At 64.0% G+C, this 13,947-nt stretch carries 14 protein-coding genes; 7 read left to right on the forward strand and 7 right to left on the reverse strand.

What is annotated here, in order from left to right:
- Position 1: 1 nt before the first annotated feature.
- The 3 genes from JVX98_RS29305 (at position 2) to JVX98_RS29315 (ending at position 3,806) form a co-directional block, all read left to right on the forward strand.
- Entirely contained in the window at positions 2-925 is a 924-nt protein-coding gene (locus JVX98_RS29305; RefSeq protein ID WP_205239934.1) for an ABC transporter permease, read from the forward strand.
- A 12-nt stretch (positions 926-937) separates the two neighbouring features.
- The gene (gene kynU, locus JVX98_RS29310) at positions 938-2,179 is read left to right on the forward strand and encodes a kynureninase (RefSeq protein WP_205239935.1); all 1,242 of its coding nucleotides are present in this window, start codon (positions 938-940) and stop codon (positions 2,177-2,179) included.
- A gap of 196 nt (positions 2,180-2,375) precedes the next feature.
- Positions 2,376-3,806 (forward strand): NAD-dependent succinate-semialdehyde dehydrogenase, encoded by a 1,431-nt coding sequence (locus JVX98_RS29315; protein WP_205239936.1) that lies wholly within the window; start codon positions 2,376-2,378, stop codon positions 3,804-3,806.
- A 76-nt stretch (positions 3,807-3,882) separates the two neighbouring features.
- Here JVX98_RS29315 and JVX98_RS29320 read toward each other — a convergent pair whose 3' ends face one another.
- The gene (locus JVX98_RS29320; protein ID WP_205239937.1) at positions 3,883-4,788 is read right to left on the reverse strand and encodes a LysR family transcriptional regulator; all 906 of its coding nucleotides are present in this window, start codon (positions 4,786-4,788) and stop codon (positions 3,883-3,885) included.
- 140 nt (positions 4,789-4,928) lie between these two features.
- On the opposite strand from JVX98_RS29320, the gene JVX98_RS29325 reads away from it, so the two are divergent.
- Genes JVX98_RS29325 through JVX98_RS29335 form a run of 3 tightly spaced genes read left to right on the forward strand, consistent with a single transcriptional unit; the run spans position 4,929 to position 7,284 of the window.
- Complete coding sequence (locus tag JVX98_RS29325; RefSeq protein WP_205239938.1) at positions 4,929-5,885, forward strand: dihydrodipicolinate synthase family protein; 957 nt, start codon at positions 4,929-4,931, stop codon at positions 5,883-5,885.
- A gap of 21 nt (positions 5,886-5,906) precedes the next feature.
- Positions 5,907-6,449: a 3-hydroxyanthranilate 3,4-dioxygenase gene (locus JVX98_RS29330; RefSeq protein ID WP_060530138.1), complete on the forward strand. Its 543-nt coding sequence runs from the start codon at positions 5,907-5,909 to the stop codon at positions 6,447-6,449.
- Positions 6,450-6,477: 28 nt separating this feature from the next.
- Positions 6,478-7,284 (forward strand): aspartate dehydrogenase, encoded by an 807-nt coding sequence (locus JVX98_RS29335; protein WP_205239939.1) that lies wholly within the window; start codon positions 6,478-6,480, stop codon positions 7,282-7,284.
- A gap of 167 nt (positions 7,285-7,451) precedes the next feature.
- Here JVX98_RS29335 and JVX98_RS29340 read toward each other — a convergent pair whose 3' ends face one another.
- From JVX98_RS29340 to JVX98_RS29365, 6 genes are read right to left on the reverse strand one after another with little or no spacing between them, the layout of a single operon-like run.
- Positions 7,452-8,549: an amino acid ABC transporter permease gene (locus tag JVX98_RS29340; protein WP_205239940.1), complete on the reverse strand. Its 1,098-nt coding sequence runs from the start codon at positions 8,547-8,549 to the stop codon at positions 7,452-7,454.
- Positions 8,546-9,739, reverse strand: coding sequence for an ABC transporter permease subunit (locus JVX98_RS29345; protein ID WP_205239941.1), 1,194 nt, complete (start codon positions 9,737-9,739; stop codon positions 8,546-8,548). Before JVX98_RS29345 ends, JVX98_RS29340 begins: the two co-directional genes overlap by 4 nt.
- A gap of 8 nt (positions 9,740-9,747) precedes the next feature.
- On the reverse strand, positions 9,748-10,257 hold the full coding sequence (locus tag JVX98_RS29350; RefSeq protein ID WP_192449104.1) for a protein-tyrosine phosphatase family protein: 510 nt from the start codon (positions 10,255-10,257) through the stop codon (positions 9,748-9,750).
- Complete coding sequence (locus JVX98_RS29355) at positions 10,254-10,874, reverse strand: GntR family transcriptional regulator (RefSeq protein WP_205239942.1); 621 nt, start codon at positions 10,872-10,874, stop codon at positions 10,254-10,256. The genes JVX98_RS29350 and JVX98_RS29355 overlap by 4 nt, the downstream gene beginning before the upstream one ends.
- Entirely contained in the window at positions 10,871-11,452 is a 582-nt protein-coding gene (locus JVX98_RS29360) for a hypothetical protein (protein WP_205239943.1), read from the reverse strand. Before JVX98_RS29360 ends, JVX98_RS29355 begins: the two co-directional genes overlap by 4 nt.
- Positions 11,453-11,481: 29 nt before the next feature.
- Entirely contained in the window at positions 11,482-12,525 is a 1,044-nt protein-coding gene (locus JVX98_RS29365; RefSeq protein ID WP_205239944.1) for a transporter substrate-binding domain-containing protein, read from the reverse strand.
- Positions 12,526-12,975: 450 nt separating this feature from the next.
- Here JVX98_RS29365 and JVX98_RS29370 point away from each other — a divergent pair, with 450 nt between their 5' ends.
- Complete coding sequence (locus JVX98_RS29370) at positions 12,976-13,683, forward strand: DUF542 domain-containing protein (RefSeq protein WP_205240069.1); 708 nt, start codon at positions 12,976-12,978, stop codon at positions 13,681-13,683.
- Positions 13,684-13,947 lie beyond the last annotated feature (264 nt).

The raw sequence follows: 13,947 nt of genomic DNA on the forward strand, positions 1-13,947 counted from the left end.
CATGGAAACAGTTTCAACCATATTCTCGAACTTCATCACGCTCGTTCCGGTCACGCTGGCGCAGAGCCTCATCCTTTCCTTCATCGTCCTCGGCATCATGTTGCCGTTCCGAACGCTGAACTTCCCGGACCTGACGAGCGAAGGCGCGTTCCCCCTCGGTGGTTGTGTCTGTGCGTTGTCGCTGGCGGGTGGCGCGCCGGGCTGGCTGGCCATCCTGGTGGCGATGGCCGCCGGCTTCCTGGCGGGTAGCTGCACGGCCTTCGTGCATCTGCGTTTCCGAATTCATACGCTGCTTGCCGGCATCCTGATGATGACGATGCTTTACTCGATCAATCTGCGGCTGATGGGCAAGTCCAACCTCTCGGTCTACGGCACGCCGACCATTTTCGATGGCGTATCCTTTCTCGAACCGGGTTTCCCGGTTGCAAAGATCGTCGTCGCGGGCCTGCTTGGCATCGCCGTCTATTGTCTCTTGAACCTTTATTTCCGCACCGAGCGTGGCACGGCCATGCGCGCCGTCGGCTCCAACCCGGATATGGCGGAAGCGCAAGGGATCAGCATCTGGGCCTTCACCATCGGTGGGGTCGGTCTGGCTGGCGCCTTCTCGGCCACCAGCGGCGCCCTGATGGTGCAGTCGCAGGGATTTGCGGACGTCAACATGGGCATCGGCACCCTGATCAACGGCCTTGCGGCGCTGATGATCGGCGAAGCCATCGTCGGCAAGCAGACGATCCGGCGCCAGCTTGCGGCACCCTTTGTCGGCGCCATCGTCTATTACCAGCTTGTTTCGCTCTGCCTTGCCGCCGGGATGCCGCCGACCGACCTGAAACTCGCCACCGGCCTCTTCGTGCTCGCCATGCTGGCGCTGCCGACCCTCAAGCGCGCCCGCGGCCCCATGCCGGCCCGCGAAACCGTCCGTGAATAGAAGGATTGCTCCATGAACATCGATATCCATGCCGTCGAGGCGCTGGACCGCGACGATCCGCTCGCGGGCTTCAAGAAGCGCTTCGACCTGCCTGAAGGCGTCACCTATCTCGACGGCAATTCGCTCGGCGCGGCGCTCTTTGCCTCCTATGCCGAGATCGAGAAAGCCGCGAAACTCGAATGGGGCCGCGACCTCATCCGAAGCTGGAACACGGCTGGCTGGTTCGCCCTGCCGCTAACGCTCGGCGACCGTGTCGGCCGCCTCATCGGCGCAGCCCCCGGCCAGACCGTTGTGACCGACCATACGTCTGCCAATGTCTATAAGGCGCTGCACGCAGCGCTTGGCCTCAACGCAGACCGCAAGGTCATCGTCGCGGAAAGCGAAAGCTTCCCGACCGATCTTTACATGGCCGAAGGCGTGATTGCGACGCGGCCCGGCACCGTCCTCAGGCTCGAGGGCGTCGATGGCCCGCGGATCGAAGACCTGATCGACGAGAGCGTCGCCGTGGTGCTCGTCAATCACGTCAACTACAAGACCGGCGCTCTGCGCGACATGGCGGCGCTGACCAAGCGCGCGCACGATGTGGGTGCGCTGGTGGTCTGGGATCTCTGCCATTCGGCCGGCGCGCTGCCGGTGGAGCTCGACCGTTGTAACGTGGATTTCGCGGTCGGCTGCACCTACAAGTACCTCAATGGCGGCCCTGGCGCGCCGGCCTTCATCTACGTGGCCAGGCGTCATCAGGAAAAGGCCAGCCAGCCGCTGAGCGGTTGGTGGGGACATGCCCGCCCGTTCGCCTTTGAGCGCAACTATGATGGCGGCGCGGGTATCCTGCGCTTCCTCTCCGGTACCCAGCCGATCCTGTCGCTGCGCACGCTGTCGGCAGCACTCGATCTCTGGGACGAGGTAGACATGGCCGCCGTCCGCAGGAAGAGCGTCGCGCTCACCGGCCTCTTCATCAAGCTCGTCGAAGCGCGTTGCGGCGCGTTTGGCCTGAAACTGGTGGGTCCAACGGACGTCACGGTGCGCGGCAGCCAGGTCTCCTTCGAGCACGAGGGGGCCCATGAAATCATGCAGGCTCTGATCGAGCGGGGGGTCATCGGCGATTTCCGCGCCCCGGCCACCATCCGTTTCGGTTTCACGCCGCTCTATACGAGTTTTAGAGATGTGTGGAACGCCGTGGACGTGCTGCATGACGTGATGGCGAGGGGTGCCTGGCGCGATGCCCGCTTCGCTGTCCGTAGTGCCGTGACCTGATCGCCATCGCCGAGAAGGATGGAAAAGCGCTTTCCCTGCCGGGAAGGCGCTTTTTGCGTTTGGAGTTGTCTCGAGACTTATCACATCTCGATATCAATTCATTCAACCTATGTGGATTGTTATATTAGACCGCTGATTGCATCCATTACCGGACAGGAAGGCGCAGCCTCTGAAGGAATGGCGAAAAGGCAATCTCATGGCTCAGGATACGCATGCTCAGCTCTATATCGGCGGCAAGTGGAGGGCGACCTCCGAGACGCTCGCCGTCATCAACCCCGCCAATGAGGATGTCATCGGCAAGGTGGCGGTCGCCCGCGAGACGGATCTCGCCGATGCGACGGACGCCGCCTGGCAAGGCTTTCAGCTCTGGAGCCGGACATCACCCGCTGCCCGGGCGGCAATCATCCTGAAGGCCGCCCAGCTGCTTCGCGAACGTTCCGAAGAGATCGCCCGCTCGATCACGCTCGAAAACGGCAAGCCGCTTTCCGAGGCACGGTCCGAGGTCATTCGCGGTTGCGAGTTCTTCGAATGGGACGCCGGCGAATGCGTGCGCCTCTACGGCCGGGTCATCCCGAGCGCGCCGGGCATTCGCTACATCGTGCTGCACGAGCCGATCGGCCCGGTCGCGGCCTTTTCGCCCTGGAACTTCCCGATGAGCCAGCCCGCCCGCAAGATCGGCGGGGCGCTTGCCGCTGGCTGTTCGATCATCATGAAGGCGTCCGAAGAGACACCGACGGGCGTGGTGCACATCGCCCGGGCGTTCCACGATGCCGGTCTGCCGGCGGGTGTGCTCAACCTCGTCTTCGGACATCCCGCCGAGATCTCGGAATATCTCATCCCGCAGGACAGGATCCGTATGGTCGCCTTCACCGGATCGACCGCCGTCGGCAAGCACCTGACGACGCTCGCGTCACAGGTCATGAAGCCGGCGTTGATGGAGCTTGGCGGTCATGCGCCGGTCATCGTCTGCGAGGATGCCGATCCCGTTGCGGCCGGTGTCGCCTGCGCAACGCGAAAGTACCGCAATTCCGGCCAGGTCTGCACCTCGCCGACACGCTTCTTCGTGCATGAGGCGCTCTACGAGCGCTTCACGGCAGCCTTCGTGGAGAAGGCGCGGTCGATCAAGGTCGGCGACGGCCTCGATGCATCGACCCAGATGGGGCCGGTTGCCAATGACCGGCGCATCGCCGCCCTGCAGGAACTCGTGGACGATGCGCGCGCTAAGGGTGCGCGCATCCTTTGCGGTGGCGGGCGCTTGGAAGGCAAGGGCTACTTCTTCGCACCGACCGCGATCGCCGAGTTGCCCGACGATGCCCGCGCGCTTTCCGAAGAGCCTTTCGGCCCGCTGGCGCTGATCAATCCGGTGTCCTCGGTGGACGAGGCGCTGGCCAAGGCGAACGCGCTTCCCTTTGGTCTTGCGGCCTACGGTTTCACGAACTCGACGGCCAATGTGGATCGCCTCGTGCAGGGCATCGAGGCCGGCAACCTGTCGATCAACACCTTGGAGGCCTCGGTCGCCGAAACGCCGTTCGGCGGGGTCAAGGAAAGCGGCCTTGGCCGCGAGGGCGGTGCGGAAGGCCTGCATCACTACACCGTTGTGAAGAACGTTTCCCTGCGCGTCGCCTGACGACCTTCGTACAGTTGCACCTGTGACAAGCTGAGGCTGAAACCGTCGTTGCACGGTTTCAGCCTCAGACGTTTCGTCAGCCGACGACCGGGATCATGTCACGCAGCACTTTGCGCAGCATGGTGCGGACCGCGAGCGTCGCGGGGGACGGTGTGCGCTCACGCGCGGTGATGATGGCAACGTCACGGGCGATCGACGGCTCGACCAATGGCCGCGCGGAAATCTTCCGGCCGTTGAGACCGGTAAAGGCATAGGTCGGGAGGATAGCAAGGCCAGCCTCGCGCTCGACCAGCGACAGGGCCGTGTTGATCTGGTGGACTTCCAGGGAAGGGCGCAGCGGCACGCCGGCGCTCTCGAAGCCGACCTCGGTCAAAAGGCGGATGTTGCTTTCGCGCGTCAGCGTGATGATCGGCTGGTCGGCGAGCGCGGACCAGGCCACTTCGGCCTTGGCGCAGACAGCGTGCCCTTCGGGCGCGAAAACCATCAGCTGGTCACGCAGCACGCGCTGGATCTCGAGCCCGTCTTCGTCGCTGGCAAAGGTGCCGACACCGAGATCGCAAAGGCCGCTGCGCACTCTGGGGGCGATCAGATCGGTCACCACATCCTCGATCCTGAGCTTCAGGTTCGGGTGGGTCGAAGCCACCTCCTGCAACAGCCGCGGCAGCACGGTTGCGCCAAGAAAGGGCGGGGCGGCGATGCGCACGAGACCGGTCCTGAGCTGCCCGAGATCGCGCACCGCATCGACGGCACGCTCGATTTCCGAAAGCCCGGGCAAGGCGCCGGCGGCAAAGACACGTCCGGCTTCGGTCAGTTCGACGCGCCGGGTCGTGCGGTCGAACAGTCGGGCGCCGAGCAGCGCTTCGAGGTCGCGGATGGCATGCGAGATGCCGGCCTGGCTGGTGTGCAGCCGCTCGGCGGCACGGGAGAAATTGCCGAGTTCGACCACGGCCTGAAAACACTTGATCTGGCGCAGATTGAGCATCGAGTCATCCATACTGATTTCAGCATGAATATATACGGACTATGCGTCTTAATGAATAAAAATTTCCTGCGCTAAATGGCGACAACCAAGACCGGAGCGGCCATCACGCGCCGCCGGACCGACATGCGACAGGGAGCGCCATGAAATACCAGCGTAAAGATGCAAAGGCCCATTCCCGCGCCACGATGCGCGGCATCTGGGCGGCGGCGAACACGCCGTTCACGGCCGATGGCGCCATCGACGAAGAGGGCTACCGCCGCAACGTCGAGCATTGGATTTCCGATCTCGCTATCGACGGCCTCTTCATTGCCGGCAAGCAGGGCGAATTCTTCTCCATGTCGGTCGACGAGCGTAAGCGCATGTTCGATCTCTCCGTGGAGGCGACGGGCGGTAGAGCGCAGACGATCATGTCCTGCTCCGACCAGAACATGGATGTGGTGATTGATCTTGCCCGTCATGCGCAGGCCTGCGGCGCCGACTACATCGTCGTGCATGCGCCGATCCTGCATTTCTTCAAGCAGCAGGATGAAACGCTGCTGCGCTACTACGAGACCATCGCCTCCAAGGTGGATATCGGCATGGCGCTCTGGTCGCATCCCGACAGCGGCTATCTGATGAGCCCGGAGCTGTGCAACCGGCTTGCCGACATCGAGACGGTGGTGGCGATCAAGTATTCCGTGCCGCGCGCGATGTACAAGGCGCTGACGGCGCTTGCCGGTGACCGCATTCTCATCTCGACCGCTTCGGAAGAGGAATGGCTGGATAACGTGCTGGAGCTCGGCTGGCAGCTTTATCTCTGCTCGTCGCCGCCCTACACGCTCCAGACCAAGGCCGACCGGCGCATGGCCGAGTACACGGCACTCGCCTTCGCCGGAAAGGTCGAGGAGGCCCGCGCCGTCAGCGCGAGCTTGCAAGGGGTGCGTGACGCGTTCCGCAAGTCCAAGCCCGCGGAAAAGCCGCATGCGCACCAGAAGTACTGGCAGGAACTGCTTGGCCAGGTGGGTGGCGCCGTCCGCCGGCCGCTGCTGGAGCTGACGGATGCGGAAAAGAGACTGACCAGAGCCGCCTTCGAGGAATGCGGCCTGAAACTGCGCTGAACGGGACAGGGAGGAATATCGATGACGAAGCTCAAGGCGTTCAATCTGCAAAAGTGGATCGACGAGCACAAGCACCTTTTGAAGCCGCCGGTCGGCAACCAGCAGATCTGGAAAGATGCCGATCTGATGGTGACGATTGTCGGCGGCCCCAACAAGCGCACCGACTATCACGACGATCCTGTCGAGGAGTTCTTCTATCAGCTCAAGGGCGACATGGTGCTGAAGCTCTATGACGGCAAGGAATTCTACGATGTGCCGATCCGGGAGGGCGACATCTTCCTGCTGCCGCCGCATGTGCGCCATTCGCCGCAGCGGCCGATGGAGGGATCGATCGGCCTCGTGATCGAGCCGACGCGGCCTGAAGGCCTGCTCGACGCCGTCGAATGGTACTGCTTCGAATGCACGGAGCTGGTGCACCGCGCGGAGGTGGACCTCGAATCCATCGTCGACGACCTGCCGCCGATCTACCAGGCCTTCTATGCCGACGAAAAGCTGCGCACATGCCCGAAATGCGGGACCGTGCACCCCGGCAAGACCCCGCCCGAGGGCTGGGTGACGCTCTGAACCGGCAGCAAACCAGCAAAGGACTGTCATGTCGAAAGTCGAAGCCATCTGCCTCATAGGCTGGGGCGCCATCGGTCAACGGGTGGCAGAACTTCTCAAGGCGCGCGGCGCGAATGCCCGGATCGTCGGGATCGCCGTGCGCGATCCCCGTGAAGTCGCAGCGACCATGCCGGAAGGGGCGGTCCATGTTGCCGGTCCCGAAGCGTTGGCGGCGACCGGCGCGACCTTGGTCGTCGAGGCGGCGAGCCGCGAAAGCGTCAAGCCCTTCGCCCGGGCGGCGTTGGCGGCGGGCATCGATTTCGCTGTGTCCTCGACCTCGGCCCTGGTGGATGCTGCCGTGCTCGACGAACTCGTGGAACTCGCCCGGAAAAACGGTTGCCAGCTCATCATTCCGCCGGGCGCGCTCGGCGGCATCGATGCTCTCTCGGCGGCCTCGCGGCTGGGTCTGGACAGCGTGGAGCACACCATCACCAAGCCCGCGCGGGCTTGGTTCGGGACGCCGGCCGAGGCGCTCTGTCGCCTTGGCGAACTTCAGGAGGCGGAAGCCTTCTTCGCAGGATCGGCCGCGGAAGCCGCGACCGCCTTTCCGCAAAATGCCAATGTGGCGGCGACCACATCCCTTGCCGGCATCGGCATGGAACAGACGCGCGTGCAGCTCGTCGCCGATCCCAAGGCCGTGGAAAATACGCACAGCATTGTCGCCCGCGGCGCCTTCGGCACGCTCGAAATCCGCCTCCAGAACCGTCCGCTTGCAACCAATCCGAAATCCTCGGAGATGACGGCACTGAACCTCGTTCGCCTGATCGAGAACAGGACAAGTCCGCTTGTCCTTTAGTCGGTAGCTGCCGCTCGACTGCCTGCCCTTGCCGTTCCGGATGGATCTTCGCGCCGCCGGCAACGGCGCGCGGCTTGTTCTGTTGGCCCTAACCAAACCACCTTCGACATCGTCGTTGAAAGGCGTCGCGCGTGCGCGGTGCTTGAACGCCCAGACGTTGCGGGCCGTCAGTCGCTCCGACGCCGGGCATTTACGCTCTTGTTGGCAAGTCGTCGGCCGATCCAGGAGAGGTAGGAGCAGGAGACGAGGAACCAGACGCCAACGAAGACATAGGCCTCGAGTGCCTGGTTGCCCCAGGCAACGTCGCTGAAGGCCATGCGCGCGGTGGCGCTGAGATCGTGCAGGCCGAGGATCACGACGAGGGACGTGTCCTTGTAGGCGCCGATGGTGCTGTTGACGAGCGCGGGCATGGCTCGTTCGGTGGCCTGTGGCAGGAGCACGAGACGGGCGGTTGGCCAAAAGCCGAGACCAAGCGAAGAGGCGGCCTCATGCTGGCCGGCCGGCAGAGCCATGAGGCCGCTTCGCACATCCTCGGCGAAATAGGCGGCATGGAAGAAGACGAGGGCGATCAGCACCGCCACGATCGGGTCGATGCTCGTGCCCTTGGGGAGCGTCAGCGGCAGCACGAAAACCCCGACGAACAGCAGCGTCACCATCGGCACGCCGCGCATGATCTCGACATAGGCGCCCGCGGCGCGGTGCAGCAGCCTATGGCGCGTCTGGTATCGGGCAAGCGCGAGCAGCACGCCGACCGGCAAGGCAAGGGCGAGCGCGATGGTGGAAAGGATGAGGAGGATCGGCAGGCCGTTCCAACGGGAGGCATCGACCGGAGCGAGACCGAGGACGCCGCCGCCCATCAGCGTGAAGGACGCGGCCATGCCCGCCAGCCAGAGTCCCGCGAATAGCCTCATGTCCGGCCAGCGCCGGCTGACAGCCATCTGGCCGGTGGCGATGGAAAGGCCAAGGAGCAGCAGCGATGCGAGCATCGGCCGCCACTGTTCGTCGAACGGATAGGTGCCGAACAGGATGAAGCGGGATTTCTCCACCCAGAAGGGCCAGCAGGCGCCGGAAGCCTCGGCACAGACTGCCGGATCGGCAAAGGGCGGTACGGCCGCCAGCACGAGCCAGTCGGCTACAACCCAAAGAATGGCGAGCACGAGGCCGCCGCTTGCAAGGGAGAGGAGGCTTGCGCCCGGTCGGGAACCCTGCCTCAGCAGCCAGGCAGAAATCCGGCTCGGGCCGATCGGTTGTGTCGCTCCGCTCATCGCGCGCCCCTTCCTTCCCGGGCGCGAATACGGGCGCTCCAATAGTTCAGCACGCCGGTGAGCGCAAGGCAAAGCAGCAGGTATATCGACATGGTGATCAGCATCGTTTCGAGCGGCCGGAAGGTCTGGTTGATTGCGGTGCCGGCGACCGACATGAGATCTGAATAGCCGACGGCAATCGAGATCGAGGTGTTCTTCAGGAGATTGGCGAACTGGTTGTTGAGCGGTGGAACGACGGTGCGCAGCACCTGGGGCACGACGACGAGACGGGTGGTCTGGCCGCTCTTGAGGCCGAGCGCCCCTGCGGCTTCGATCTGGCCTTTGGGAATGGCCTCGATGCCGCCGCGCAGCACCTCGGCGATCTGCGCGCCGTGATAAAGACCGAGTGCGACGGCCACCGTGCAGAACTGGATGGAAAGGGCGACGCCGCCTTCCACCGAAAACCCTTGAAGTATCGGCAAGGTAAGCCCAAGCGGCGCGTCGAGCACGATGGCAAGCACCGCCGGGACGGCGAAGCATAGGGCCAGTGCGACCGTCAGAACGGGCAGGCGTCGGCCGGTGAGGGCCTGGCGGCGGGCGGCATGGCGTGCCCACAGCCAGATGAGCGCTGGGACGAGAAAGATGCTTGCGAAAAGCCAGAGCGTATTGCGCGGATCTTGCGAAAGCCAGGGCAGGTAGATCGCCCGGTTCGAGATCGTGAAAGGTCCAAGGATCAACGCCTGCCGGATGGCGGGCAGACCGTTCACAGCGGCAACGAAAATGACCAGCAGGACCAGGATCTTCGGCAGGTTGCGGAAGAGTTCGACGTAAGCGAGCGCGAAGAGGCGCGCGAGCGGCGACGCGCTGACACTGAGAAGGCCGAGCAGCAGGCCGGCAAGCGATGCGATGACGAGGCTCGCGACGGCGACGACGATGGTGTTGGCAAGTCCGGCTAAGATGGCGCGCAGGTAGGTGTCATTCGCCCCATAGGGGATGAGTGTTTCGCTAAGGTCGAAACCGGCCTGCTGGGTGAGGAAGGCGAAGCCGGGCTGGATGCCGGCCGCGAGCATGTTGGAGTGGACGTTGAAGGCGACGACGGTGAAGGCCGCGAGGATCGCAACGCCGACACCGATATCGGCGAGGGAAACGGCCGGCCTTGCCTTGGGCGGACCGTCCTGCGGGGCGTGGGGAATTTGCAGTTTCCGGTCCATGGGCGTGCTCAGGGATTGGTTTCGGCAGGCAGGGTAAAGCGGGCGACCAGCGCCTTCTGCGCCTCGGTCTCCGGCCCCGAGCCAGCGCTGGCGACAAGGGCGGTGGCCTGCGTCAGATCAAGGCCGAAAGCGCGCAGAATGCAGATGGCGAAGGTGCCGGTGCGGCCTATGCCGGCCGCGCAATGAACGAAAACCCGCTCGCCGGAGGCAAGCGCCTGCGCCGTCTCGCCGGCGAGGGCGAAGAGCCCGGCCTCGTCCGCGGGCACGCCGAAATCCGCGATCGGGAACCGCACGACGGGAATGTCCGTCCCTGCGGCAAGGCTTGCAGCATAGTCCGTTGCCTTTTCCTCGATCTCCGCAAGCGGGGTAAGGCTGACGATGCGGCTGATCTTCTGCGCGCGCAGATCGTCCATGTCGTCGGAAAACGGCCGCAGGCGGCCGGGCATAGGCCCGAGCCAGAGCGTGCCGGCAATGCCAGACGGCAGCCGGAGGGGGCGCGGGAAATGTGTATTGGTCATGCGGTTTCCGCTGCGAGCTCCGAGAGAAGGTGGGTCGGCGTCTGCGCCGTTAAGGCCGCAGTGACTGTCGTGCGCAGCGCTCTGAACGCGGTCTCGAGATCGTCGTGTGCGGCTTGCATGCGCCAGCGGATCACGCGCCAGTGCAGGGCCGCATGGGCTTCGGCGGCAATCGGATCGAGCACCAGGCCGGAGACGAGTTCGAGGAGGCAGGCGCGGATGGTGAAGTAGCTTTCGACGGGCGCCTCGCCGGGGTTGGCGGCGAGCTCGCCGATGGTGGCGAGCTGGACGCGGGCGGGCATGGCGAAATTCGCCGCACAGCATCGCGTGCACAGGTTCAGCATGTCCGACAGCATGGTGAAATGCAGGTTGCGCTGGGCGGGATCGAGTGTGCTGACCACCGTGCCGACGCCCGAGCGCGTTTCGAGGAGATGCTCGAAGGAAAGCCGCTGCAGGACCTGGCGGATCGGGGTGCGGCTGACGCCGAACTCCTGCGCCAGCTTGCCTTCGTGCAGCATCATGGGCGTATCGGGGTGGGTCGTGCAGATGCGAAAGCGCAACTCCTGCAGCATGTCCTCCGAGCGGGGCGGACCGGATCTCGATGTTTGCGGCAAGCTCACGCTTTCCCCCTTCCTATGCTTTGGCGCGCGTCGGCGCGGCCGTTGTTCTGGTTGTATAGCCAGTCTTCCTGAAGCGGGCTTTCGACCGATTCGGGAAAAGCGAGGCGCACTGTCGACAGGGCCTCGTCGACCGAAAGGCCCCGCGCATTGAGAATATGCGCGGCGATCATACCGCTGCGTCCAGCACCATAGCTGCAGCACAGCGCAATGGCCCGGTTCGCGGCAAGCAGAGTGCAAACACGCCCCTCCAACCGCCGCCACGCCTTTATCCACGTTTGGCCGGGCGCGGAAAAATCGTCGATCGGCAAGGCCGCAAACGCCATGCCTGTCTGCCTGACATGCTTGCGCAGCAGGATGCGGTAGTCGGGCGGGCAGTCGCTGTCGCGCGCCAGAAACAAAAAGAGATCGGTTCCGCGGGCAGCAAGCGCGGCGAGCGTCTCGTCGATGCCCTCGGGATCCACCCAGACCTCGCCGCGCGGACTGATCATCAGGCCGGGTGCGCCGAGGGTTACGAGGCGTCCTCCGGCTGGGCAATCGACGGTGGCGCGGATGGATATGGGTCCGTCGATATCCGTCACGCCGCCGCTCCTCCTTCTGGCCGCTCTCCTCACCGTATCGGATAGGCGTACATCAGGCCACCATTGGTGGTCGAGGCGTTCTGGGTGCCATCGCGCTTGAGCTTGAAAGGCGTCGCAGGACCGAGATGGCGGTCGTACACTTCGCCATAGGAGCCGACCTGCTTGATGACCTGGTAGGCCCAGCCGGCGGGGAGCTTCATCTTGGCGGCCATGTCGGCGGTTGCGCCGTCCTTGGCGAAAAGACGCTGCACGGCCTTCGGCTGCTTGTCGAGATCGGCGATTGCCGCATCGACATTGCTGGAATTGATGCCGAGTTCGTCGGCGTTCAGCATGACCTGGAAGGCCCAGCGCACTGCCTTTTCCAGCGTTTCATCCGGCTGGGTCACCAGCGTCAGCGGCTCGGCCGAGATGATCTCCGGCAGGAGTTCATAGTCGTCGGGATCCTTGGCCAGGCGACGGTCGGCGGCAAGCGCCGTCATGTCGGAGGCGTAGGCGTCGCACTTGCCGGCGAAGAACGCCTGCAAGCGTGCGGTCTTGTCGGCGATGTTCTCGACCTTGTAGGTGAGCCCTTGGGCGGCGAACCAGTCGGCGATGTTGAGCAGTGTCGTCGAGCCGTCCTCGGCGCAGATCGTTGCGCCCTTCAACTCCATTGCTGATTTCACGCCCAGCGCCTTCGGCACCATGAAGCCCTGGCCGTCATAAAATGTGGTCGCGACGAAGGCGAGGCCAGGGTCGGCAGAACGCGTGCCGGTTTCCGTGACCGAGCGGGAGGCCATGTGCGCCTGCCGCGAGACCAGGCTTTTAAGCGAGTCGGAAAAGCCGATGCCGCGGATATCCGCCTTGCTCGCATCGCCGAGGATGGCGGCGGCCGCCATGCGGCAGAAATCAGCGTTGAAACCCTGGAAGACGCCGGCGCTGTCGGGCACGGAGAAGCCCGGCGCACTTGGGCTGACCAGGCAGACGAGCTTGCCGCCAGAGACCACTTCATCAAAAACCGGACCGGCCTGAGCATGTGACGTGATTGCAAGACCGGCGGCGCAGGCGAGCGCTGCCGCGAGATAAGACCGAAGCATATTTCTTCCCCTCCTTGAACAGGTAAAGACAGCTATACCTGTATACAGGTGTAACGTAAGAGTGGTTTTTCCTGCTGTCAACGGGGGTGGCGGGCGAGACGGTCGCATCGCGCAACAAGAAGGTCGACAAGCTCTATCGCTCGTCGAGAGCCAAGGCTCTACGGCCGCCTTGGAACATGCTGTTCGGTTCTCGTGCTGGGCGCTTCCGCGCAGGCAATGTCGCAAAGGTTAGCGCGCTGGTGAGGTTGCGGGTGGAAATTGGGGCAGAGGCGGGATGAACCAAACACGACTTGCTGCAACTTGGCGCATGCGGCATTGGTCGGAAGTATTGGATCGCTCCGGAACGAAGTTGCGTTTCGACAAAGAACGATTGAAAAAACTGCGCCAGCTTCTCCCTTCAGCAACGCATCGATTGCGGATCATGACCCTTCGGGCATCAGGGAGAGCACATTGACCGAGTATACTTTGGACACCGCCGTTGGAACGATTGCGTGCGAGCTTCCCGGCGCCGCGGAACTCTTCAGGCAGGCCGGTATCGGATTTTGCTGTGGCGGCGACGTACCGCTTGCGCAAGCGGCTGCGGATGCGGGCATAGAGGTCGCTGATCTGCTCGCCCGGCTTCAGGCGCTGGAGCTTGCTGCAAGACGCGAAGCTCCGGATGCGACCGGCGAGCTTATCGCGCATATTCTGGAGCGTTATCACCAGACGCACCGCACCGATCTGGAATGGCTGATCCCGCTTGCGCAAAAGGTGGAGCACGTCCACGGCGCGCATCGCTCCGCGCCCCTCGGCCTGGCTGACGCGCTGGTCGAGCTCAAGGATCACCTTCTTCCCCATATGGCGCGCGAAGAGCTCGCGCTCTTTCCCATGATGCGCCATGAGCCCGATCCGGACATCGGGCATTTGATTGCCGGCATGCGGGACGATCATGCATGCGAAAGCCGGAGCCTCGCGGTGATCGAGCATTTGACGCATGGATTTGCGCTTCCCGACGGGGCCTGCAGGTCCTGGACGGCGCTCTATGTCGGGGTTCAAAAATTCTGCGACGATCTCGTCACGCATATGCATCTCGAAAACAGCGTTCTGTTTCCACGGTTCGCCGGCATCGATGCAGCCGAGGGGGCGGTTCTCTCACCAACAGCGCGCTCGGCAGGGTGAGCCCCGGCAGGTTTCTTTGGCATCGCTTCGCCCAACTTGAAGCAGCGGAACTTTGAGAAATGTTTGTGCACGCAAAAGGGCCTCCGGCGTTCGGTTCCGGAGGCTCGTTCGCCGCTGAAAGACACTGTTGAAAGGTGGGGCGGCTGCGGCCTTGCGGCGTGTGAGTCGGAATTCGATCGCCTTCCTGCAGTGGCCGTGGTCGACGAGCCGCCCGCCGTCTTCCGGAAGATACCGTGGTGGGCAGGCCATGGACCGACCCATCCG

Source organism: Ensifer sp. PDNC004 (assembly GCF_016919405.1).
Classification (GTDB): Bacteria; Pseudomonadota; Alphaproteobacteria; order Rhizobiales; family Rhizobiaceae; genus Ensifer.